This is a genomic window from Corynebacterium tuberculostearicum (genome assembly GCF_013408445.1).
Taxonomy (GTDB): Bacteria; Actinomycetota; Actinomycetes; order Mycobacteriales; family Mycobacteriaceae; genus Corynebacterium; species Corynebacterium tuberculostearicum.
This window is the reverse complement of record NZ_JACBZL010000001.1, coordinates 97,387-120,796: the sequence shown is the minus strand read 5'-3', so window position 1 is coordinate 120,796 and position 23,410 is coordinate 97,387. Positions and strand designations below refer to the sequence as shown.

Genomic DNA, 23,410 nt, shown 5'->3' with positions numbered 1-23,410 from the left:
AGCAACATATTTGGGTACATTCCGCCCGACCGCGCTTATCAGTCCTGCGGGGCGGTGTGGCGGCTTCTCGCGGCGCGCTGTGTGCCCGTCTAAGCCATTGAAGAGGTGCTGTTGCAAAGTTGGGGCAAGTAGGAAGAGCGACGTGAAATAATCACAGCCATGGGTATCTTCTCCGGTCGTCATTTCCCCCGTGACATCATTCTGTGGGCAGTGCGGTGGTACTGCCGCTACGGGGTGAGCTACCGCGATCTGGAGGAAATGATGACCGAGCGGGGCGTGCCGGTCGATCACACCACGATCTACCGCTGGGTCCAGAAATACGCCCCTGAGCTGGACAAGCAAACACGGTGGTACCGGCAGGTACCTGACTGGCAGGCCAGTTCCTGGCGGGTGGATGAGACCTATATCCGGGTCGGCGGCAGGTGGTGCTAACTCTATCGGGCGATCACCGCCGGTGGTCAGACCCTGGACTTTTACCTCTCTCCGAAGCGGAACGTGGTCGCAGCGAAGCGTTTCCTGGCCAAGGCCCTCAGATCCAATGCGTCAGCCGGGTATCCCAGAGTGATCAACACCGATAAAGCACCCTCACTAGCCAGGGCAATCGCCGAGTTGAAGTCAGAGGGAATCTGCCCGCCAACAGTGGAACACCGGCAGGTGAAATACCTCAACAACATCCTGGAAGGCGACCATGGTCGGCTGAAGCGGATCCTCGGGCCGAAAGGCGCGTTTAAGAACCGGACATCTGCATATCGGACGTTGAAAGGGATGGAGGCGATGCACTCATTGCGGAAAGGGCAAGGCACGATGTTTGCCTACGGGCAACCGAACCCGGACGCGGTGATCGTCAACCGAGTCTTCCAGAATATCTAAGCAGGCTGGGCCATAATGCTGGCCAGGCGACGAAGAAAGGAGTGTTCGCGGTTCTCCACCCAACTTAGCAACAGCACCGTACAAGATGGTCACGTCGTACAAGATAAATGCGCTTGGCCCAATACCTGCATGATGGGCCAACGCTTGGGTTTGTATCTCCCCGAACGATTCGGTGGCGAAGGAGGAAAGACGCCTCTGGATGGTGCGGTAGCTTGCGCTGGTGATGCCAACCTCGGCAAGAGTCTCGATGGAATCCAGCTTTGAGCTGGGATGGATGTTCCGGGCACGCACCAGAACACGAAGCACCGGATCATCGCCGCTTGCTGCTGCAAGGCCTAACTCGTTGAAACACGCATCAATACAGTCCAGCAAGTATCCAACCCGCTGACCGGCTACCGGCAGCGGGTTGAAAACACTGCCTGTTGCCGGTGGGGTGTGTAACCTCGCCGAAGTCCATTGCGAGTTGGTCACCATCGACGATGCGTTGAGCCTCAGCCAGCAAAAGCACAAGCTCAGACTCTGAATGCGCTGAGCCGATTGCTTCATCCTTTTCGCACTTTTGCGTTCAGAGAACACCACCTGCACCGCTATCTCCCCAGAGGCAGTCTTGACGGTGCGAATATAAGGACTCACCAAAATCAGACTACTGAACACCCCGGAACTACCCACTTAGTGCGGAAAAATCCCACCCCACAAACAAAACCACCAGGTAACAGTGTCAAGAGTGACGTTACTCACCTGCCCATGACCTAAGTCAGGTTAGACTAAGGGCTTATGGGATTAAAAGACGCCCTCGCCCGACTTACCGGCGCGCAGCCCCCGCGCTTAGCTCACCCCGATTTCACCGCCCCCACCGCACGGGTAGAAAAACTGGAAATCCACACCGCTGGCCCGCTTATCATCGTCGTCACTGACCAACCCGGCGCGGAGGTATTGCTGGAGGTAGCACGCTCCCGCGAGTCAGCCACTTTGGCCTCCCCCACCACGACGGTGCATTTTCCCGCCGTGAAAAAGGACGCCTTGCCCATCAAAGATCCCCGGCGCGGCTGGGTCATTCCGCTTACGCCCGCGCTTGCCGACGCCCTCGTAGACCACCTCCCCTACCCCGGCGACTATGAACTTTCCCCCGCCCTAGCCGTGGTGGTGGAATAGTTTCCTCGAAAGGACTGACATGCTGCTTTTGCCTTGTGTGGGAAAAAGCCGCGCATCCACCGCAGTGCGTGGATTGCGCCCAATGCCACCATCATTGGCGATGTAGAAATCGGCCCGGATTCCTCCGTGTTTTATGGCAGTGTCCTGCGCGGCGACGTGGGCGCAATTCGCATTGGCTCTAGGTGCAATATTCAGGACAATTGCGTCTTCCACGTAGAAGAGGACACGCCATGTGTACTAGAAGATGATGTCACGGTGGGACACATGGCAATGGTCCATGCCGCGCACGTGGAGGCAGGTTCCCTGGTGGGAATGTCCTCTTCGCTGCTCTCGCGCTGCACTATTGGCACCGGCTCGCTCATCGCGGCAGGCGCCGTGGTACTGGAAGGAACCGCCATTCCACCACGCAGCCTTGCCGCCGGCGTGCCAGCGAAGGTGCGCCGCGAGCTCAGCCCGGAAGAGTCACAGGCCTTCATCGCGCATGCTGCCCGCTACGTGGACTGCGCGCGCAGCCAATCCGATGCGGCGTTGAGCCTGGATGAGGTCACCTTTGATTAAAGGGAAAGCACGCCCATGAGGATGAGGAAGACCGCTACAAGGTAGCCGCCAAAAAGCGCCACCTGGGTCCTATTGGCGCGCGCCGCGGCAAAAAGACGACCGGCGGCCGATTCGGGATGGGCGCGCACCACCGCAATAAAAAGACCACAGATAGTGGGCAGGGACAGAGCCAGGCTGGCGTACCACACCAAACCGCCGTACTGAGCGGCCGGAGCGATATCTTCGGTAGCCAGGTGCATGAGCCCGTAATAAAACGGCACCGAAGTCAGCGATTGCACCACGCCCATAATGAAACCGATGATCGCGGTAAGCAGCGATGGAGTACGCAACGGCTCGAGCAGCCGATTTACCAAGGCATTGGGCTGGCCTTGAGAGCGCCACGAGCCGAATGCCACCGCGATGCCCACTGCGACAAGTACCCAGCCGGCAACGGGCGAGCTCAAAATGGCCTCGATCTGGTCTTTTACTCCCAGCAGCACAAACATCACCACGGCCGCCGCGGCGAGGACTCCCATCCAGTCTCCTATCACCACTAAGGAGGCAATGCGCCGGTACTTGCCGCGGGGCAAGATGATGCCAATGGCCACGAGGATTCCGATGAGTAAGGCATTGACGGAATCCAGGAGGGCAAAACTAACGGCGTGGAGCATGCCGGTCAGTCTACCGCCCCATGCCGCCATCGCCGATACGTCCGAGGACACAAGACCTGTATCTCACGCGCGGCTTCCTATGGTCCACGGCACAGGTCTTTGCGCACAATCCGTTACCCTTCCAATCCGGGTTCGATTTACCACATGACAAAGGTCCTGGATCAGGGCATTGTCTGGGGCACCCACACCGCTCAGACCCAAAAGGATGAACGCCTAATTAACCGCTTTGATTATGACGGCAACTACGGTACGGTTCTGAACCGCTTCCTCGTGCAAGCCGGCATCGGCTATCTGCTGACGGTGCCACATCCAAGTCATGGTGCGCTGCATCGAGCTCGCTCTGGAAAATCCACCATCGCGCGGTGACCGCGTAAAAATCCTTAACCAAATGACCCAAACCCACCGCGTGCGTGACCTGGCGGAGCTCATCGCTAACATCCCTGGCGCCGAAGTAGCCTATGTTCCTAATCCACGCAAAGAGTCGGCTGAGAACGAGTTGCACGTATCCAATGACACTTTTCTGGGGCTCGGCCTTAATCCCACCACGCTGTCTGAAGGCCTACTCCACGAGGTCGAAGAGGTGGCCAAGAAGTACGCGGACCGCGCCGCGCGCGAAGAAGCGGAGCTCTACTCCTGGCGGGAATCATCCAAGGCTTTGGTAGCCGCCTATGAGTATGCCTGCCGGCACCCGTATCATCGTGAGCAACCATGACTGCTTACCACTCCATTGAACGTGCCGCGGCCGATGCCCGCTTTATCCGTGCCGGAATTAACGCTGCCTTTCGCGAACGCATCGGGAAGGCGACCGACGTAGAATTCAATTTCCTCGGGCCTTCGGTTGGCGATGGCGAAGGAAGCTATGCCACCGACCAGCTCGTGGAGGTACGGGTAAGCTCCGCGCAGCACGTGGCGGATTTTCGCGGCGTGCGCCTGGCCGTCATCGCCGCAGGCACTTGGCACTGGACTACCGCCGCGACCGAGCACTTTGCTGACCTTCCGCAGTCAAGTACGGCCACCGCAGACATTGACCGAATGGTTGCTTATGCCTCCCTCATCGTGGGCACCATGCCGGTACTGCGCGCCCAGCAGGGCGAGCACGTGGCCATTGTTGCGGTAGATTTCCACCCTTACCTGGACTTTCGCCAGACCTTGCTGCGGGGTCTCCAGCACAGCAGCGCGGAAGCGGACGAGAAGGGGCCGACCCTCGCACTCGCCCGCTACCTGGACATGGAGTCCACCGAGGAAGAGCCCTACCTGCATTTTTCTGATGGCACCACAGTGCGTTTTGAGCAGGCAAGCCCCGAAGTACACAAGATTTCCGGCATCACCCCTGGCTTAGCGGCCGCGCGCGTCCTAGAGGATGCTTTTTACTTAAGCACCGAAAACCAAATGTTTTTCCAAGGCAGCTTCCCAGATGCCACGGTAGAACTCGATGTGGATAAGGCCACCGCCACGGTGTCCTATCGCGGCGGGCAGATGACGGCCAATGCGGTGCTTATCGCGACCATTTCGGACGAGGAATTCACGTGGGCTTGGGCAGATCCGCAGCTCAAGGACACCACGGCGGCGCGGTTGGCAGGAAACCTAGCGCGCTTCGGCATCGACGAGGCCGTGCCTGAATTGGTGCGCCCGCACCTTCTGCTTCAGCTGGCGCGCGAGCACCAGCTACCGCACCTAGCTTTGCCCATTTTGGGGATCTGGACGCTGGCGGGCACTACGCTTGCCGACGCCCGCGTGGGCCTCGTCCTGCTCGACGCCCCACAGCTGCACCTTCCGGAGCCGACCCCAGCCGCCACCGACGCTACTTTGGCGGTTCCCCCTCCCTCATGGATCAACGCCGATCGCGCCCGCGCCGCCTATGGATCATTTCGCGGGGTGGACGTGTAGGGCGCTGCGGAGGGCGTCCACGTCGACGTCGGCAAGCGCGGCAGGCTCAAATGCCGCATCATTGGTTTTATCCACCAAGATCGCTCGCACGCCCTCGGCAAAGTCCCCACGCCGGTACATATAAGCGCCCAGGTTGGTCTCCATATCCAGGGCCTCGCGGATGCTGCTGCACTCCTGCTCGGCGTGGAATAGCTCCATGGCCGCCACGATAGAGGTGGGGCACGCCTGCGCGGTCAGCTTGTCTACCTGTTGCTTTAATTCTGGGTACTTTTCCAGGGCCGCAGAAATGTCTTGCCAGGTGTTGTGGGAAAAGGCGTCCTCGATGGCGTCGATAAGCTCGGCCAAGGGGGCCTCGCCGCCAGGTGCGGTGGCGTGCTGGGCTAGCGCCGTGGCTAGTCCCTGCTCAATAACCGCACTTGCAAAGGCCTCGCCGTCCGCGACATAGTGGGTGGCCAGCCCGCTCCACACAAGGTCTGCGGCATACATGCGGTAGCCGGTAATCCCCCAGAATTTCGCCAGCTCGGCCGAGGCCTTCCCGCGCGTTCCCACCGCACGCTGGGCGGCATAGGCCATGCCTACGTCGGTGACGTAGCCAATATTCATCTCTGGCATGGAGGCAAAGGTTTTCTCCGTAACCACGCGGTGGGACCCATGGGCAGAAATGCCCAGACCACCTCCCATAGCGATGCCATCAATGAGCGCAACGATGGGCTTGGGATACTCCGCGATATCACCGTTCAACGTGTATTCGGTGGCGAAGAAAGCATCGACCTCATCCACCTTGCCCTCCTTGACCCCTTCGCGGGCGTAGCGAACATCGCCGCCGGCGCAATATGCCTTGGGACTAGTCGAGGTAAACAACACCTGTTCCACCACATCGTTGTCGCGCCACTGCGCCAGCGACTCCGCAATGAGGTGGATCATTTCCGGGGTGAGGGAATTGAGAGCCTTGGGGCGGTTGAGCTCAATGACTCCGGTATGGTTACGGATTGAGGAAACGATAGGTGCAGTATTAGTCATAACCCCTAGTGTGACACAAAACGCATGCACCTATCCACCATCAGCCAATTCACAGATAGGTTCGGAATTTTGCTCCCACAGCTCATCGCCCTGGATATGGACGGCACCCTACTGGACGGCAACGGCCAGCTTCCACCAGATTTCGCCGCGATCAGCACCCGTGCCCACCAGCTCGGCGTCATCCTAGTACCCGCCTCGGGCCGCCAGCTCGCCACCCTACAAGAGATGTTTCCGCACGAAGACACCTTCATCGCCGAAAACGGATCCGTGGTCGTGCACGATAATCGCGTCATCAGCGCCACTACCCTGCCCAACGCAGCTGTGCGCTCCGCCGTGGCCGCACTCCATTCCGTCGAGACCCCGCATACCGTAGTGCTATGCACGCCGGATACCGCCTATGTACACAAAGGCGCCAATGAACAGGCCCGTGCTGAAATTGCCAAGTACTACAGGTCAGTGGAATGGGTAGATGACCTCGATGCGCTACTGGATGCAGACATCATCAAAATCGCCGCTTACTGTGCCGACGGCAGCGAAAAGCACCTCCACCAGCCCCTTCTTGCGGCCGTCCCGGAACACAATATCGCCATCTCTGGTGCCGTATGGCTCGATGTCATGGCCGCTGGAGTCAACAAGGGCGTAGCACTACACACCATGGCCGAGCTTCTCTCGGTTCCCATTTCTCGCACCGCCGCCTTTGGCGATTTCCTCAATGACTACGAGCTCCTCCGCGAGGCGGGCACTGCCATCGCAATGGAAAATGCGCACCCAAAGTTGAAGGAAATCGCCGATCACATTGCCCCACCCAATACCGAATATGGGGTCATGACAGTTCTGCGTCAGCTTTTTGACAGCGAAGAGTCCTAGACTCGAATTTTCGCCTCCGCCCCGCGCGCCGCACCATAACTCCCCCGCATGGGGAGAAGTGCTGGTGCGCAGGCTAAAATAGTCCGTTTAGAAAATATACGTAGTGCTTTGGGAGTTTTTGTGAAGCAAATTTTGCGCTCACTGCTGGGGAAGAAGAAACCTGGGCGTTCGAACGAACCACGCACACCGGTCTATCAGCCAGTACAGCCCAAAGCTGGCTCGACCAGTGCGACTCAGACCCCTAATAAAAAGGATTCTGCGCCCCAGAAATCGGCCAACACCGAATCCACCACGGGTGCACAGTCCACCGCGCCGAAGGGCAAGCCCCAGGACCGCACCGCAAAAGACGGCGAGTCCAAGAACCAGGCTAAGCAGGCACCTGCGCGCAAGCCCACCCCGGCGAAGCCTGCACAGGCTTCCGAATCCAAGCCTGCTGCTGCTAAGCCTAAGGATGCGAAGCCTGCCGCCAAGCCCGCGGCTAAGGACACCACTCACCCCAGCACCGAAAAGCCACAGGCAAGCAAGGCCACTTCCGCAAAGCCGCAGCAGCCTAAGTCGACCTCGCCATCGCCTGCCGCCAAGGCGCCGAAAGCCAAGCCTGCAGCCCAAGAATCTTCCGCTAAGCCAACCGCCGCACAACAAAACAAGGCAGAGCCCTCCCCCAAAGCAGCTGCTAAAAAGCAACAAGACTCCCCCGCTCAGGACAAGAAGCCGCAGCGCAAAGCGCACGAACCGGTTCAGCGACCGCGCCGCGGTGCAAGCTTTAGTACTACCCCGTCTAAGTCCTCCCCAAAGACTCCATCTACCCGCAGTAATTCCCCGAAGCCGGCCGCGAAGCCTGTCACCCAACCCTCTCAGAAAGACGCGGTAAAGCCCGCACCTCAGGCTCAACCCACTACCCAGAAGCCGAAGCAGACACCCAAACCATCGTCTTCTTCCAGCGCGAAGAAGGCTTCCCCGCAACCGGCCAAGCCGCAGAAATCCCAGCCGGCTAATTCGAAGCCGGCCACCGGCCAGCAGCAAGCGCAGAAGCCTGACTCTCCCAAGCGCGTACCGGCAAACTCGGCAAAGAAGCAACCACAGCCGCAACCTGCGCCGAAGAAAAATGCGCAGCCGTCTAAGCCTTCACAACCGCAGAAGGGCCAGGGCTCAGCGCGTACTCCTGAAACTGCAAAGCAGGAGGCTGCCACACAGGCCTCGACGCCTAGCGCTACAAAGCCAAAGAAGGGCACAACTGCCCCCAAGCCGAAGGTAGCTTCGCCAAAGACTGCAGCCGATGCTTCTCAGCAGAAAGCTCGGTCGACGCAGAACAAGACTACCCAGGATGGAAACAAGGTAGTCCAGCCGAAATCGCAGCAAGGCGCACCCTCTAAGGGCAACCTGCCCAAGCAAGAGGCGAAGACGCAACAGCCACAGCCGAAGGCAAAGGAAGCGACGCCGCAGAACAAGACCAAGAAGGCAACAAAGCGCCGCCCCCAGGTTAAGCCCTCCGATATTAGTCGCGGATTGGCCCGCAAATCACAACAGGTGGGCACTCCTTCCACAGCGCAGCAAAAGCCGTCGCGAGCTGCCCAAAAGCCCAAGGCAAAGCAGCAGACTGAACAGCCCCAGCCGAACAAGGCGGAGACTCAAGCTGCTCCAAAGACGCCGCCTGCACAGAAGGGAAAGTCCGCGGCTACAGGCGCTGTAGCAGCCGGAGCGGGTACGGCCGCCGCCGCTTCCGCTGCTGAGAAAAAGCGGAATCAGGCACAGCCGTCTAAATCTCCACAGCAAGCGCCCGACAAGCCACAGGCAAAGGCCGCACCGCGCCAGCCACAACAGGCTGCGCAGAAGCCAGCATCGCAGAAGGACTCGGCCGCGCAGGTAGATACCAAGTCTAAGTATCCGCTACAAAAGCAGGACAAGGACCCTGAAGCGCTGGCTACGCCGCCTGAGAGCAAGGTAGTTAAGAAGAAGCGCCACGCCCGCCTGCGCCAGGTCAAGGGGCTGGATGGACTGCGCGGTCTCGCGGTTATTGCCGTGGTGTTGTACCACTTCTTCCCTTCCCTGCTCCCCGGTGGTTACTTGGGCGTTGACCTCTTCTTCGTCCTCTCCGGATTCCTCATCACCTCGTTGCTGGTGCGCGAATTCCGTACCTCCGGCACAATCAGCCTGAAGGACTTCTGGGTGCGACGATTCCGGCGCATCCTCCCGGCCGCAATATCCGTCCTGGTCATGTGTACCGCTTTGGTGGCATGGATAGGCGGGGACCTCGCGGTCGGCTTGCGCCAGCAGTTCTTGGGCACCCTGTTCTTTGTCAATAACTGGACTCAGATCGCCACCTCCCAGTCCTACTTTGCGGACAATGAGATTCAGGTCTTTGCCCACTATTGGTCGTTGGCCGTGGAGGAGCAGTTCTATGTCATCTGGCCGCTTCTTATCACTGGCGTTTTCCTGATTTCTCGCCGCAAGCCGCGCCGGCTTCCTATCCTCGTAGCCGCGGTCTTAGCTATCGGTTCCGCCGTGGCTATGGCACTCATTTACGTGCCGGGTGAAGACCCGACGCGCGTCTACTACGGCACCGATACCCATGCTTTCGGCCTGCTCACTGGCGCCGTGCTGTCGCTGCTGATGACCTCTACCAAGTCCGACCCACAGGCGGATTCGTGGGCAGCGGCAGGCAAAGTCGAATCGCGCATCGCCGGAATCATCGGCACTTTGGCGCTCATCGGCTACGGTGCCCAGCTATTCCTCATGCCGGATGACGCGGAGATCACCTACCGGGGTGGACTCTTCCTCACCAGCGTGCTTGGTGTCCTGATGGTGTGGGGCGTGGTTCGCGAATACGGCCCTATGACCCCGCTCTTTAGGACCAAGGTCATGCGCTGGTTTGGCCAGCGATCCTTCTCGCTGTATCTCTGGCACTGGCCTGTCATCATGATGCTCAAGGCGCTTTTCGAGGGCAACCAGAACTCCGATGAATCGTGGATCCTAGGCCTTGTAGCCGTGCCTATTTCGCTGCTTCTGTCCGAGATTTCCTATCAGTTTATTGAGAATCCTTTCCGCCGCGGCGGCTATAAGAAGACGTGGAAGACCTACTGTTCCTCCCGCCCAGGATTTAGCGAATTGCGCGATGGCTTTGGCAAGACCATGTGGCCGCTAGTCCCATTCCTAGTCATTGCCTCTGTAGCCGGCGTAGTCTACGGCGTTGTTAATTCCAGTGATAAGACCGAGTTGGAGCAGCAGCTGGAGCAGCTTCAGCAGCAGAACCAGAGCAGCAACAATGCCCCGGCGCAGCCGAATGATGCTGCCCCACAGCCGCCTGCTGAGGACAACAACGATAAGGCGGCCGCGAAGGATAAGAAGACCCGCCCGATGCCGCAGGGCAAAGACATCACCGCTGTCGGCGACTCGGTGATGCTGGCTTCTAGTGACGCCCTCAAGCAGCGCTTCCCGCAGATTTACGTCGATGCAGCTGTATCCCGCCACTACACTGCGGGTATCCAGATTCTGCAGCAGCTTAAGGATTCCGGTCAGCTGCGCGATACCGTCTTCCTCGGGTTTGGCACTAACGGCCCTGCCTTCCCGGACCAGATCAAGGAAGCGCTAGATATCATCGGCGAAGACCACACCGTTGTCATGGCTGTCCCCTATGGTGACCGTGAGTGGATGGCCCAGTCCCAACAGGATGTCCTCGACGCAGCCAGGGAATACGACAATGTATATGTCGCGGACTGGTGCGGACACGCACAGAGCGACCCTGCAATCCTCTATTCCGATGGCGTCCACCCGATGCCGGAACGCACCGGCGAGTACTCGGATGCCTTCTACGATGCGCTAAAGCAGTACTCGAATGGCGACAAGACCGTGTCTTCGCAGTGCGTGCCGCAGTAAAGGAACGGCGGGCGCGGGGCGGGGCGTCGGAAAGCGCCTAGCTCCTCCCCTTCCCGCCCTTCGCGCTCACCGGAAGGTGTACTCCGCTAGAAACATCATCCGCAGTGAGCGCGAAGGGTGCTGGTGCGCCTAGGCATAGAAAAAGCTCGCCCTCTACATCGCGGTAGAGGGCGAGCTTTATTCGTTGGGATTAATCGACGGAGAACTCGCCCATCTTGTCCCAGCCGGTGCGGCCTTCGATGTGAACGTTAATGATGTCCGGAGTTTCCACGAGGTACTTCGGGAATTCCTCGCAGGAGCGCTGGAAGTGCTCGCTCTGGACGTGCTCTACGTCCTTGCCATCTGCGTAGGACTCCAGCAGCAGGAAGCGCTGACGATCTTCTGGATCGCGGAACCACTTGAAGTCGATGCAGCCCGGCTCTGCATTGCAGGCCTCGGTGTACCAATTGATTTCATCGAGGAAGGTTTCTGCGTATTCGGGCTTGACGTGGAACTGTACGTTGATCAAAATCATGCCCCGATTCTACCGGCACCGTGTAGCTTCGTCATCGTCGCAGATGGGGCCACGAATGCGGTGAAATCGGGGCTAGTAGAGAAAAGCTTAATTGAGGAAGAATTCCGCAACGTAGATGTAGGTTCCGTCATAAGCAGTTGCTACGCCAAAGCCGTGTGGGGACCCAGCATTGACTGGCACATCGCGGTTGAACCAGTTCAGGCGGTCTTGTGCTTGCTGCTCGGTGAGGCGGTGAACAGAACCCTGTCCTTCGTCCTTGTGATTCAGGCCGTGGGCTACCCCGCCCTTGTAGTCGAGCTTGCCGGCGGCACCCTGGTTGGCCCATTCCTGGGCGATGGCGGTCGCGTGGGAATCCTTGCGGTGCCCAGCCTTCTCGAGGTGGGCGGTGGTGGCGGCCCCCAACTCACCAGCGACCTTGGGCGCGTGGCCCGCTGGCTTGGCCAGGAATTCTGGCAGCGAGATATTGTACTTCTCGGCCAGCTCGTAAGCCTGCGGTGGCAAGGTGAGGCGGAAATCCTGCACAGCAGCGAAAGGATCAGAAGAAAGCTGCTGAGCCTGCGAAGAAGCCTGCTGAATCTGCGGCGGCAAGGCCGGCTGAGCAGAGGCCATGGTGGAAGTAGCAGTAATGACAAGAGCGGTGGACAGGGCGGTTACGGTGGCACGGTGAGAAAGCTTCATGCCCTCCACCGTGCCATAAGTGGCCGGCAGTCTGGAAGGAGTTTCCGGGCTGCGCAGGAAATTCGATACCACTTTGTTATGGTCCCTGGGGTCTTGAGGAAATGCGGATGGTGGGACAATATCCTCACCGCGCAATTTTTGAGTACTGCGAAAGGTTGTTGACTGTTGCTGGACGTATTGACCGGGTTTGCGATTATTTTCGTAGTCATCGGCGTCGGGTTTGTGCTGGCCCACAGGGGCGTTATTGGCAAGGGCGAGGCGCGCTTGCAATTCAATCGCACGGCCTTTTGGGCGGCCACGCCGGCACTTATCTTCTCCAGCGTGGCTACATCCGATACCTCCGCGTTTGCGTCCCCAGTGGTGGCCGTCATTGCCGCTGCGTCCGTCGCCACCATGGCGGTGTACTGGCTGTGCAGCCGGCTACTCTTTCCACGCAGCGGCGCCGAAACCATGGCGGGTGCCGCGGCGGCGAGCTATTACAACTCGGTCAATATTGGCCTGCCCATTGCCACCTATGTCATCGGTGATGCCACCTACGTCATCCCAGCCTTGGTTCTCCAGATGGCGGTGCTCTCCCCTTTTATCATTGCAGGGCTCAATGCGCAGGGAACGAGCCTGCGATCGATATGGAGCTCCGTTGTCTCGGGGGTTACCGCGCCGGTGGTGTTAGCTGCGGTGGCGGGATTTATTGTCTCCGCAGCGCAGTGGCAGGTACCGGATGTGGTGATGAAGCCGCTGGAGATTTTGGGTGGCGCTTCCATTCCTATGATCCTGATGAGCTTTGGTGCCTCGTTAAAGGGCGACGGGCTATTGGAAGAAGACCGTCTGCCCACCATTACCGCGACGGTATTGAAGTTGGTGGGCATGCCTGCAATCGCGCTGGCCGTGGGCGCAGCGCTGGGCCTTAATGGCGCGGAGCTATACGCGGCGTTGATTTTGGCGGCCTTGCCCACGGCGCAGAATGTGTATAACTATGCCGCTACCTATGAGGTAGGAGAAACCGTGGCCCGAGATACGGTCTTTCTCACTACCTTCCTGTCGCTTCCTGCGATGCTGGCCATCGCTGCCTTATTTGGCTAAAGCGCACTTAATATATGCCGACGTCGAGCGCGGCAAATTCGCGCTGCAGCGCATCGGGGTCAATGGCTCCCGCCACGTCTGGACCAGCGATGGCGGCAAAGCCGTCGAGCACCGATGCCCCGTAGTTATGACCGTGTCCATCGGGTACGTCCTTTGCGCCGGGCAGATCGGCGGCTACTTGGAGGGAGGAGATGATGGGCATCCACTGCATCACGCGCTCGGCAGAATACGGGGTTCGCTCGCGCATCCAATCCGGCTCCTTGAAGGCCATCTGTGGCGACCACCAGGCCACCGGGTCCGAGGGGTGTTGGATATAGAGCATGCGGGTGCGTCCCCACTCCTCTTCTGGCACCGTGCCCCATTGGCGCACCTGCGCATCATCATTGGCAAAGCGCACGACGAGGCCGCCGGCGTATTCAGGGGAAATTTCAGAAGAGCCAGGGTCGCGGCGCTCCACAAACTGGGTGCGCAAGCGATTAAAGTGCGGCGGCCCCGTCAACAAGATGCCGTCGACGGAATTGGCGATATCGCGCACCCCGGAAAAGGCCGCTTCAATGCCCGTGGTGCCCAAGGATTCGCCGTAGAGGTAGAGCTTCGGGCGCTTCTCCTCCGGCAGGCCGTTCCACCAGTCCACGATGGGGTTTATGAACTCCTGCCCGGCGCGTTCTACCTGACCACCGCCGGACAGGAAATGCAGGGCTGAAGGCATGGCGGAGTATTGGGCGGCCGCGATGGCGGTGTCGCCGCCGTAGAGCAGCTCGAAGGCCTGGGCGGAATAGGATGACACCCATCCCGTTCCGGTGGTCATAATGAGAAGCAGGGCCTTGCGGTCTTGGGCGTGGGTGCGCTCGAGTTCGTCGATAAGCAGCTGCGCTCGCTCCTCATTGGAGGCGCGATTGCCCAGGCCGGCATAGGCGCGGATGGGTTCCTCGGCGGGCTTTCCGGTTACCTCTTCCAATTCCGCGCGGTGCGCACCGGAGGAGAGGAAACGTGAGCCCTGCAGCCCCACCCCATTCCAGTCCACGCGGGAGTCTGGGGAGCCACTGCGTTCAGCAGACGTGGGACGCTGCGTTGCGGGATCGGGCTCGGCGTTTTGGGCGGTAAAGATTCTTTCCCCCACACCCACAATGGCGCCGGGGATGAGGTTTTCCACGGTGTACGTACCCACCACGGCCACGATGAGTACCGCGCCCACAACGCGGTAGGCGGCGCGGAAGCGCTGGGGGAAGTGACTAGAAAGCCAGCGCACGCAAAAGCGCAGCACGCGCAGGATGAAAAGGAAGGCGGTAAATACCGCAAGCGCCAACGGAACCACCAGCACATAGCTGGCAATGGTGGGTGCCGGTGCGGACAGGGCGTCTGCAAGTTGGCGCTGCCACCGCACGGCAAAGATCGCGAAGCCTATCATCCACACCACAAAAGCGGCGGTGGCGATGCGGGAGGCTAGGCGGTAGCGCCGAGCTGGCCACGTGGTGGCATCAAGCCAGGCATGCCGGGGCGCCACAAAGCGCACCACCAGCCGGTACCACACGAGCTTGAGGGCGATGCCCAGCGTATAGCCGAGCCCTGCGGCAATGCCGGAAACGAGCCCTTGGTAGAGCCAATCGCGCGGCAGAATGGATGGGGTAAGTCCCAGGGTAAATAGCGCTGCGGCGCCGATAATGCCCCACAGGTCGAGGTGGCTGACAATATCGGCGATGCGGGCTTCTACCCTTCGAGCTTCTCCCCCAACTCCAGCCATTCCATCTCCAATTCCTCGTAGGCGCTGCGGTTTTCCTTTAGTTCTCCATCCAATTCGGTCAAGGCCTGGGTATCAACCTTTTCCGCGGCGGTGGCCATCTTCTCATTGATCTGCGCGGCCGCCTTTTCCAGCTTCTGCATCTTGCGCTCGAGGGCGTTCATCTTCTTGGTGATTTCGCGCTCTTGCTGGGACGAGAGCTTCTTTTCTGGTTTCGGTGCAGCGTTGTCTGCCTTCTTTTCTCCCAGGTTGAGCACTCCGGAGCTCTGCTGAGCCTCAAGTGCGGCGCGCTTGCGCAGGTACTCGTCGATGCCGCCGGGAAGGTTGGTGAGCTTGCCATCACCAAAGAGCGCGTAGGTGTTATCCGCGATGCGCTCAATGAGGTAGCGATCGTGCGAAATGACCACCAGGGTGCCTGGCCAGGAGTCCAGGAGGGACTCCAGCTCCTGCAGGGTATCGATATCGAGATCGTTGGTGGGCTCGTCCAGCAGCAACACATTGGGCTCGGCCATCAGTACGCGGGTGAGCTGCAAGCGGCGGCGCTCGCCACCAGAGAGGTCGCCTACCGGGGTGCGCTGACGCTTGGCGGAAAATCCCAGGCGCTCGGCCAGCTGGGAGGCGGAAAGTTCCTTTTTGCCGAGTTGGACGTAGGTGGCGACGTCCTCGACGGCGTCGATAAGCCGGCGCTCCGGATCTAGGTCATCGAGTTCCTGGCGCAGCCAACCGAGGCGCACGGTTTGGCCCTCGATGCGCTTGCCGGCCGCCAGCTCGTAATCGCCAGCCAGGGTGCGCAGCAGGGTGGTCTTGCCGGAGCCATTAACGCCCACCAAACCGATGCGCTCGCCGGGGGCTAGGCGCCAAGTGAGGTGATCTACCAAGGTGCGACCGTCCGGGGACTGCACGGTGGCATCCTCTAGCTCGATAACCACGCGACCTTGGCGCTGCTTGGAAAAGGCCATGAGCTCGACCTTATTGCGCGGCTCCGGGACGTCAGAGATCAGCGCCTCGGCGGCCTCGATGCGGTAGCGCGGCTTAGAGGTACGCGCCGGTGCGCCGCGGCGCAGCCAGGCCAGCTCCTTGCGGGCGAGGTTCTTGCGGCGCTGTTCCATGGCATCGGCCTGGCGGGCACGCTCGGCGCGGGCAAAAGTCCAATCGTTGTAGCCGCCCTCGTAGGTATCGACCACGCCATCGTGTACCTCCCAGGTCCACGTGGCCACGGTATCGAGGAACCAGCGATCGTGGGTGACCACGACCACGGCCAGGTTGCGCTTGAGCAGGTGGTCTGCGAGCCACTGCACGCCTTCCACGTCGAGGTGGTTGGTCGGCTCGTCGAGCACCACGAGGTCCAAATCCTGCACCAGCGCGGCGGCCAGGTTCACGCGGCGACGCTCGCCACCGGAGAGCGAACCCACCGGAGTATCGAGCCCAAGATCTACAATGCCCAGCCCGCCTAAGACATCGCGCACCTTGGCATTAGAGGCCCACTCATAGGTCTCCAATTCCAGCGGCTCAATAATCACTTGCGCGATGGTCAGCTCATCGGGCAGGTCAAAGCGCTGCGTGACCACAGCCATGCGCAAATCAGAAGTATGGGATACGCGGCCGGCGTCGGGCGGCTCGATGCCTGTGAGCACCTCCAGCAGGGTGGTTTTGCCACCGCCATTAACGCCGACGATGCCGATGCGATCGCCGCTTTGCACACCTAGGGATACCCCGTCTAGGAGGGTTTTTAATCCATAAGTTTTGCTGACTTGCTCGAGGTTAATCAGGTTTGCCATAACGAGTGTCCATCTTAATACCTCCCTGCGCATACCCCCGCATTTCTCCAAACTATTGCTCTTGATTTTCACGTCCAATAGTGTCCTTATGTATGAAGCACTACACACTTTCTCTCTGCGCGGTGCTCTCTGCCGCGGCAGTAGCCATTGCCTCCTGTTCCGCCCCCACCGAGGAGGAAAAGGACTCCCTACGCTCCCACGACCACGCCCACAGCGAGGAGGACCACGCTCACGAGCACGCCCATGACCATGAGCATGAGCACGGCCATGACCACGCCGGACACTCGCACGAAGGTTTCGAAGCCGAGGAGGGCGAGACCGAGGTAGCCCAGCTGCCCACCCGCATTGTCATTTCCCACGCAGACGGACTGCGCGCCTATGACGCCAAGACGGGCAAGGTAATCGGCGAGGACAAGATGAATGCCTTCCTGCGCCTGAGCGATGCCGGCGATAACCGCCACGTCATGGTCACCAAAGGCGATAGCTTCCTCACCTACGACACCGGGCGCATTACCAAGGGCCACGGCGATCACAACCACTACTACACCGCTGAGCCCTCGCTTGGCGACGCCCCTATCAAGGCCCCGCACGCCGGCCACGTGGTCCACCACGACGGCTTTACCGCACTATTTTCCGATGGCGATGGCGTAGCGAAGATTTACAAGACCGAAGACATGGGCAAAGACGATGCCCAGCCGGTCAATACTGTAGACACCGGCGCCGCCCATCACGGCGTGGCCGTACCTCTCAAGGATGGCTCGGTGGTTATCACTAAGGGAACCGAGGACGAGCGCCACACCATCCAGCATCTGGACAAAGAGGGCAAGGTCCTTACTGAAACCACCAAGTGCCCTGGCGTGCACGGCGAGGCCACCGCGGGTAACGGCAATATCTTCTTCGGCTGCGAGGACGGCCCTGTAGTCTTCGATGGCGCAAAGTTCCACAAGGTAGATGCCTCCGCCTATGCCGGCGCAGGCGGCTACCAGCGCTCCGGCAATGCTGCCGGTTCGGAGGAATCCGATGTCATTCTGGCCGATAAAAAGACCGACAAGGATGCAGAAATCGAGCGCCCCACCTCCGTGACCCTGGTGGACACCAAGGACTTTTCCGCGAAGAAGGTTGACCTCGATGCTTCCTATTGGTTCCGCTCCCTAGCCCGCGGCCCGCTGGGCGAGGCGCTGGTGCTCACCACCGACGGCAAACTCAACATCATCGACCCAGATTCCGGCGAAATCACCTCGCAGATCGATGCCATCTCCAGGTGGAAGGAAAATAAGGAATGGCAGCAGCCGGGGCCCATCCTGCAGGCTGCCGATGGCTACGCCTTTATTACCGACGCCCAAAAGAAGCAGCTCGTGGTCATCGACCTCCTCCAAGAAAAGGAAGTCAACCGCTTCGACCTCGACATCGAGCCCACCGAGATGACGGTGCTCTAGCTACAGCACCACAGCGCCGCTAGCGGGTCCATGGGTAGCCACGCCCTTGGTTCCGGGAATCTCTACCGTCACTTGGGAGACCACTTCTCTAGCCTCCTCTGCCCCAGCGCAGAGGAAGGCACAGGTCGGGCCACTGCCGGAGACGATGCCCGCGAGGGCTCCGGCGGCCACACCCGCCTCCAGCGTCTTGCGCAGGTCCGGGCGCAGGGAAAGCGCCGCCGGCTGCAGGTCATTATGCAAGTGCTCTGCCACCCGGTGCGGGTCGCCCGAGATAAGCGCCTGCGATACTGCTGCGGTATCCATGTGCGGTTCGCCGCCGCGACCCTTTTCTCGCATTTCATCCAGCTTGTGAAAGACCTGCGGGGTAGATAGCCCGCGGTCCGAGGCGATAAGCGCCCAATGGTAGGTACCGCGCGCCATCATCGGGGTAAGCTGCTCGCCGCGCCCCGTACCGAGCGCGGTGCCACCCAGCAAAGTAAAGGGAACATCCGAGCCCAACGCCGCGCCCAGCGCGTCCAGGATCGGCTCGCCCACCGAGTCGATGCCGTAGTAGCCGCCATAGCAGCGCTCGGCTAAGCGCAGCGCGGCTGCCGCATCAGCAGAGCCACCCGCCATGCCTCCGGCAGTAGGGATGGCTTTGTGGATTTCCAGCGCTACCTCCGGCAGCGCCTTCGGCCCATGGGTGGTGTATAGGTACTGCATGATGCGGTTAACCGCGGTCCACGCCAGGTTTGTGTAGTCTTCTGGCACGCCCTGTGCGTGAGGGCCTGTGACCTTTAAGCCTTGAATGCGCGGCTCATCCACCTCGGGATTACCCAAGTCCGTGAGCGTCACGGTGTCATGCAGCTCCAAAGACTGAAAGACGCTGGCAAGCTCATGGAACCCATCCTCGCGCGGCTCCTCCACACCGAGGTGAATATTGACCTTGGAGTGAGCGCGCGCGGTATAGACGAATGGTTCGTTATCTAGCGGTGCACTCATTTAGATTCCTGCCAATCGTACGAAGTCCTCCACGGCGAGCTTCTCGCCGCGCTGCTTCGGATCGATGTCCGCCGCTCGCAGGGCCTCCTCAGCGGCGGCACCCGAACCAAAGTGGCCGGACAATGCCGCGCGCAGGGTCTTGCGGCGTTGGGCAAAGGCGGCGTCGATAACCGGCCACACCTTATCCCGCGACTCATCGGTAACCGGCCAGGGGGCGTCCGCAAAGACGTCGATGCGCACCAGCCCGGACTCAATATTGGGCGCGGGCCAAAAGACGTTCTTGCCAATCGTGCCAGCCTTGGAGACCTTGCCATAAAAGCCCGCCTTGACCGAGGGCACGCCATAAACCTTGCTGCCCGGCTGCGCAGCGAGACGGTCCGCCACCTCCAGCTGGACCATCACCAGCACGCGGCGGATGGAGGGGAAGGTCTCCAGCAAGTGCAGCAAAACCGGCACAGCGACGTTATACGGCAGGTTGGCCACGAGGGCAGTCGGCTCCGTGACGTCAGAATCCGTCACGCGCAACGCGTCCTTTTCCACTACGCGCAGGCGCTGCGCGTACTCAGGGGCGCGCTCGGCCACGGTATCGGGCAGCTGCGCTGCCAGGCGGGAATCGATCTCTACAGCGGTCACGTCCCCCACAGCCTCTACGAGGCCAAGGGTCAGCGATCCCAGTCCGGGGCCTACCTCGAGGACGCGATCTGTGGGATCCAACTCCGCCGCGGCGACGATGCGCCGGATGGTATTCGGGTCATGCAGAAAGTTCTGCCCCAGCTTCTTGGTGGGCACGATGTCGAGCTTCTCCGCGAGGGCGCGGATCTCTACGGGGCCCAAAAGCGCGGCGCCGGTGGAATTAGTCATGCCTTCTAACTTAGTAGAAGAGACAAAAAGGCCGCACACCACAGTGGGTGTGCGGCCAAGAGGCGCTGCGGTTTAACGCAGGCCCAGCTTGGAAGTACATGCCGGCCATGCGCCCCAGCCCTGCGCGGCCTGCACCTTTTCTGCCACGGCGATCTGCTGCTCGCGGGAAGCCTGCCATGCCTCCGGTGCGTACTCGGTGCCGCCGAATGCTGCCCAGGTGGATGGGGTGAACTGCAGGCCGCCGGAGAAGCCGTTGCCGGTATTAATAGCCCAGTTACCGGTGGCCTCACACTGTGCAATGGAATCCCAGACGGAGCCATCGGCCACCGCCGGAGCAGCAGCACCGGAGTTGCCGCCCTCCTCCGGCTTTTCCTCCTCAGCCTTCTTGGTGCCGCGGGCAATGGTGGCAGCCTTAGGCTTGACGGTCACCTTTTCCTTGATGACGTCATTGGATTCCTTAGCGCCGTCCTTCATTACCAGCTTGTGGGTAATAACGCGCTTGCCCTTAACGCCTTCCTCGCGGACCTCTTCGGTGCCCTCTTCCAGCTCCGGGTCATCGACAAAGTTGGGCTCAGCGTCAAACTCTTCTTCCGAGTCATAGGTAGTGGTGGACACCTGGTCCACCTTGATGGACATGCCCTCGGTAACCTTGGTCTCCTTGGACGGGAAGACGCGGTCATCGTCATCAACGTCGATATTGCGGGCCTTGAGGACGTCCTCAACGGTCTTAGCGGCAATCTTGGTGTAGGTTACCTTGCCGCCATCATTAATCTTGACGATCTTCGGGGACACAACCTCAAGGTCCATGCCCTCTTCCAGCTGGGCGTCCTCGTCCACGTCAGCATCACCGGACTTCACAGAAGCACCCTTGACTACGCCGTCGAGGTTACCCAGCAGGTCAGAAACGGTGAGGTCGGTGGTGGACAGCTGCTGCTGCACGCCATCGATGGTCACGGCTACTGGCTTGGCGGTGCGCACGGAGATCTCATCGCCATCACCCACGGACTCGGACGGGGCCGGGGAGACGATGTCCTCCTCGCTCACCTGCACGCCGGCTGCCTCCAGCGCGCCGTCGACATCCTTGGCAAAGGTAGCCAACTCCACCTTGTCACCGTTGATGTCCACGGTAACGTCCTTCTGTGCCGCAACGGCTACCACGCCGCCGACGGCCAGGGTGCCCAATACGCCACCCGTTGCCAGACGCAGTGGCAGCGAGCGGGAGTTATTGAGGCGCTTGATCTGATGAGGTGACATGCTGAATGAATCTCCGGTAGTGCAGGTTTCAACAATTACAAGAGTTTAGGCCAGCAGAGTTGTCCACGCAGGCGTTTGCCCTACTAAGATCCGCTGCTGCCGCACCGAGGGTGGCGCTGCAGGATCCCAAAACCTAAACGAACGATTAATAACGATACGATAACAGCACCACAAAGTCGAGGACCAATCCACCACACGCCTCACTGGACACACAACCGCCACACTAAGCACCCCCGCAACTTCTGACCAGCGGGTTTTATTTTTGTGAAAACCGTCACCTAGGCGTTAACCCAGGCCGTAAACGCGATCAAAAGTGTCGTTTACCTCCGCTGCTAGCGCCTGCACCGTCTGGTGGCGCACGCGAGCGATGCATTCATATGTGTGCCCGATAAGAGCCGGTTCATTGCGCTGGCCCCGGTAAGGCTCTGGCGTCATATATGGCGCATCGGTTTCCACCAGAAGCTGGCCGGCCGGTGCCTTCGCCGCCGCCTGCCGCAGCTCGGCGTTGCGCTTGAAGGTGACGTTGCCGGCAAAGGACAATACGTAGCCGCGCTCCAAGGCTTCCTCGGCGACTTTCAGCGGCGAGGAAAAGCAGTGCAGCATAACGGTGTCGGGTGAGGGGGCGTCGGCAAGAATGCGCAGCAGGTCCGCATCCGCCTCGCGGTTGTGGATCATCAGCGTCTTGCCATGGCGCACCGCAAGGTCAATATGCCAGCGCAGGGATTCCTCCTGCTGGGCCATGGTCGCGGTGGTCTCCGGCTCGTGGTGGACCCAATAGGCATCGAGGCCGGTCTCTCCCACTGCTACGCAGCGCGGATCCGCCACCATCTCCTCCAGCGCCACCTTCGTGGGTGCATCCAACTCATTGGCGCGTACCGGGTGGATGGCACAGGCGGCATAGACATCCGGAAAGACATGCGCGGTAGCCAGCGCCGCTGCTGATTCACGGCGGTCATCGCCCACCGTCACCATGCGGCTAATACCGGCGGTGCGCGCGCGATTAACCAGAACCTCATCGGTGTCCTTGTGAGAAAACAGGTGCGTGTGCGCATCGATGAGGCCGCTTAGGCCCGGTGCCGGAACGGGAGTGGGACGTCGCTTCTTTTTAGCCATACGGGCAATTGTAATATTGGCTGCCATGTTGATCAGACCCGCCGGCCTTGCGGATGTGCCCGCCATGACCGAGACCCTCAACTGGGCCATCGAGCACACCGACGTCATCTTCCGCACTACCCCGGCCAGCATCGCAGAACGCGAGGCCTACCTGCGCCATATCTGGGAAGAGGGCTGCCCGTGCTTCATCGCGGAGTCCGATTCCGGTGCCTACCTGGGGTGGGTGCTCTACCACCCTTACCGCGATCCGCAGGTGTGGACCGGCTGTTATGAGACCACCATCTATCTCTCCCCCGCCGCTCAGGGCCAAGGCGTGGGCACCGCGTTGCTGGGCGCCTTGGTGGATGCGGCCCGCGCCGATGACAAGGTGCATTCCCTGCTCGCGCTCATCGTTTCCACCAATGTGGCATCGCTGAAGTTGCATGAAAAGTTCGGGTTTGAAAACGTGGGTACTCTTAAAGAGGTTTGCTACAAGTTCGATCACTGGTTGAGCCTCACCCACCTACAACTTCTGGTGTAAAGGAATTTCTATGCATATCCGTCCTGCTGAGCTTGCCGACGCCCCCGCGCTCACCGCCATCTACAACGCCGGCTCCGCAGCGAAACCCGCCGCTAACCTGGTCACATGGCAAGAAGACGTGTCCGACCGCGAAGAGTGGCTCAAGGAAATGTTTAAGGCCGGCTCCCCGGTCTTCGTAGCCGTGCATGATGATGAGGTCATTGGCTGGGCGGCCTACTTCCAGTTCGTAACCCCCGCCATCTATTACGGCACTGTGGAAGACTCCGTCTACATCGCCCCCTCCGCTCAGGGCAAGGGCGTGGGCTCCGAGCTTCTCGACGCCCTCATGGACGTCGCCGCCGACGATACCTACGTGCAGACGATGATCACCTATATCGTCGATACCAACGAGGGTTCTATCGCCCTGCACAAGAAGTTCGGCTTCACCGAGACCGGCCGCATGCCAAATATCCATACCAAGGATGGCGTCCGCCTCGGCCTGGTGCACCTCCAGCGCGATTTCGAGCGCTAAACCACCCTTCCTGGCAAGGATTCGGGTATTTCGTACTCCTTCCTTCCAAACCGGAATACAGAAACGGCC

General features: G+C 60.3%; 19 protein-coding genes and 3 pseudogenes. 11 read left to right on the top strand and 11 right to left on the bottom strand.

Annotation, left to right across the window (positions count from 1 at the left end; translation table 11 throughout):
• The first annotated feature begins 159 nt into the window (after positions 1-159).
• Positions 160-870 (top strand): annotated as a pseudogene (locus BJ985_RS00570) (IS6 family transposase).
• 78 nt (positions 871-948) lie between these two features.
• On the opposite strand, the pseudogene BJ985_RS00565 reads toward BJ985_RS00570, so the two are convergent.
• Positions 949-1,503 (bottom strand): annotated as a pseudogene (locus tag BJ985_RS00565) (IS1634 family transposase); the annotation flags it as partial.
• Between the two features lie 141 nt (positions 1,504-1,644).
• On the opposite strand from BJ985_RS00565, the gene BJ985_RS00560 reads away from it, so the two are divergent.
• Together BJ985_RS00560 and BJ985_RS00555 are read left to right on the top strand one after the other, a co-directional pair.
• Positions 1,645-2,022, top strand: coding sequence for a hypothetical protein (locus BJ985_RS00560; protein ID WP_179386254.1), 378 nt, complete (start codon positions 1,645-1,647; stop codon positions 2,020-2,022).
• 33 nt (positions 2,023-2,055) lie between these two features.
• A complete protein-coding gene (locus BJ985_RS00555) occupies positions 2,056-2,580 on the top strand; it encodes a gamma carbonic anhydrase family protein (RefSeq protein WP_179386253.1) in 525 nt (174 codons plus the stop codon).
• Here BJ985_RS00555 and BJ985_RS00550 read toward each other — a convergent pair.
• Positions 2,577-3,230, bottom strand: coding sequence for a hypothetical protein (locus tag BJ985_RS00550; protein ID WP_179386252.1), 654 nt, complete (start codon positions 3,228-3,230; stop codon positions 2,577-2,579). The genes BJ985_RS00555 and BJ985_RS00550 overlap by 4 nt on opposite strands.
• A 108-nt stretch (positions 3,231-3,338) precedes the next feature.
• Here BJ985_RS00550 and BJ985_RS00545 point away from each other — a divergent pair.
• Positions 3,339-3,942 (top strand): annotated as a pseudogene (locus BJ985_RS00545) (Rossmann-fold NAD(P)-binding domain-containing protein); the annotation flags it as partial.
• A complete protein-coding gene (locus tag BJ985_RS00540) occupies positions 3,939-5,117 on the top strand; it encodes a DUF6882 domain-containing protein (protein ID WP_179386251.1) in 1,179 nt (392 codons plus the stop codon). The pseudogene BJ985_RS00545 and the gene BJ985_RS00540, both read left to right, overlap by 4 nt.
• Here BJ985_RS00540 and BJ985_RS00535 read toward each other — a convergent pair.
• Complete coding sequence (locus tag BJ985_RS00535) at positions 5,094-6,137, bottom strand: 3-hydroxyisobutyryl-CoA hydrolase (protein WP_179386250.1); 1,044 nt, start codon at positions 6,135-6,137, stop codon at positions 5,094-5,096. The two genes, BJ985_RS00540 and BJ985_RS00535, sit on opposite strands and share 24 nt — an antisense overlap.
• Before the next feature lie 24 nt (positions 6,138-6,161).
• Between BJ985_RS00535 and BJ985_RS00530 the strand changes: the two genes are divergently transcribed.
• Both BJ985_RS00530 and BJ985_RS11655 read left to right on the top strand, forming a co-directional pair.
• A complete protein-coding gene (locus BJ985_RS00530; RefSeq protein ID WP_179386249.1) occupies positions 6,162-7,004 on the top strand; it encodes an HAD family hydrolase in 843 nt (280 codons plus the stop codon).
• 120 nt (positions 7,005-7,124) lie between these two features.
• Positions 7,125-10,877, top strand: a complete 3,753-nt coding sequence (locus tag BJ985_RS11655) for an acyltransferase family protein (RefSeq protein WP_236587064.1) — start codon at positions 7,125-7,127, stop codon at positions 10,875-10,877.
• A gap of 190 nt (positions 10,878-11,067) precedes the next feature.
• Here the strand turns inward: BJ985_RS11655 and BJ985_RS00520 are convergent, their stop codons facing one another.
• The gene (locus tag BJ985_RS00520) at positions 11,068-11,391 is read right to left on the bottom strand and encodes a putative quinol monooxygenase (protein ID WP_005323747.1); all 324 of its coding nucleotides are present in this window, start codon (positions 11,389-11,391) and stop codon (positions 11,068-11,070) included.
• An 87-nt stretch (positions 11,392-11,478) separates the two neighbouring features.
• Positions 11,479-12,069, bottom strand: a complete 591-nt coding sequence (locus tag BJ985_RS00515; protein ID WP_179386247.1) for a hypothetical protein — start codon at positions 12,067-12,069, stop codon at positions 11,479-11,481.
• 165 nt (positions 12,070-12,234) lie between these two features.
• Between BJ985_RS00515 and BJ985_RS00510 the strand changes: the two genes are divergently transcribed.
• Entirely contained in the window at positions 12,235-13,149 is a 915-nt protein-coding gene (locus tag BJ985_RS00510; protein ID WP_005329097.1) for an AEC family transporter, read from the top strand.
• A gap of 7 nt (positions 13,150-13,156) precedes the next feature.
• On the opposite strand, the gene BJ985_RS00505 is transcribed toward BJ985_RS00510, so the two are convergent.
• Together BJ985_RS00505 and BJ985_RS00500 are read right to left on the bottom strand one after the other, a co-directional pair.
• The gene (locus BJ985_RS00505) at positions 13,157-14,890 is read right to left on the bottom strand and encodes an alpha/beta-hydrolase family protein (protein WP_179386246.1); all 1,734 of its coding nucleotides are present in this window, start codon (positions 14,888-14,890) and stop codon (positions 13,157-13,159) included.
• Positions 14,857-16,665 carry an ABC-F family ATP-binding cassette domain-containing protein gene (locus BJ985_RS00500; RefSeq protein WP_179386245.1) on the bottom strand — a complete coding sequence of 603 codons (1,809 nt, stop codon included), beginning with the start codon at positions 16,663-16,665 and terminating at the stop codon, positions 14,857-14,859. Before BJ985_RS00500 ends, BJ985_RS00505 begins: the two co-directional genes overlap by 34 nt.
• Positions 16,666-16,757: 92 nt before the next feature.
• On the opposite strand from BJ985_RS00500, the gene BJ985_RS00495 reads away from it, so the two are divergent.
• Positions 16,758-18,101: a hypothetical protein gene (locus BJ985_RS00495; protein WP_179386244.1), complete on the top strand. Its 1,344-nt coding sequence runs from the start codon at positions 16,758-16,760 to the stop codon at positions 18,099-18,101.
• On the opposite strand, the gene BJ985_RS00490 is transcribed toward BJ985_RS00495, so the two are convergent.
• The 4 genes from BJ985_RS00490 to BJ985_RS00475 form a co-directional block, all read right to left on the bottom strand.
• Positions 18,102-19,082: a 4-(cytidine 5'-diphospho)-2-C-methyl-D-erythritol kinase gene (locus BJ985_RS00490; RefSeq protein WP_179386243.1), complete on the bottom strand. Its 981-nt coding sequence runs from the start codon at positions 19,080-19,082 to the stop codon at positions 18,102-18,104.
• Positions 19,083-19,943 carry a 16S rRNA (adenine(1518)-N(6)/adenine(1519)-N(6))-dimethyltransferase RsmA gene (gene rsmA / locus BJ985_RS00485; protein ID WP_179386242.1) on the bottom strand — a complete coding sequence of 287 codons (861 nt, stop codon included), beginning with the start codon at positions 19,941-19,943 and terminating at the stop codon, positions 19,083-19,085.
• Between the two features lie 72 nt (positions 19,944-20,015).
• The gene (locus BJ985_RS00480; RefSeq protein ID WP_179386241.1) at positions 20,016-21,197 is read right to left on the bottom strand and encodes a resuscitation-promoting factor; all 1,182 of its coding nucleotides are present in this window, start codon (positions 21,195-21,197) and stop codon (positions 20,016-20,018) included.
• A 285-nt stretch (positions 21,198-21,482) separates the two neighbouring features.
• Positions 21,483-22,337 (bottom strand): TatD family hydrolase, encoded by an 855-nt coding sequence (locus tag BJ985_RS00475; RefSeq protein ID WP_179386240.1) that lies wholly within the window; start codon positions 22,335-22,337, stop codon positions 21,483-21,485.
• On the opposite strand from BJ985_RS00475, the gene BJ985_RS00470 reads away from it, so the two are divergent.
• Positions 22,336-22,830: a GNAT family N-acetyltransferase gene (locus tag BJ985_RS00470; protein WP_179386239.1), complete on the top strand. Its 495-nt coding sequence runs from the start codon at positions 22,336-22,338 to the stop codon at positions 22,828-22,830. The genes BJ985_RS00475 and BJ985_RS00470 overlap by 2 nt on opposite strands.
• Before the next feature lie 10 nt (positions 22,831-22,840).
• Positions 22,841-23,341 carry a GNAT family N-acetyltransferase gene (locus tag BJ985_RS00465; RefSeq protein WP_005329121.1) on the top strand — a complete coding sequence of 167 codons (501 nt, stop codon included), beginning with the start codon at positions 22,841-22,843 and terminating at the stop codon, positions 23,339-23,341.
• The last annotated feature ends 69 nt before the right edge of the window (positions 23,342-23,410 follow it).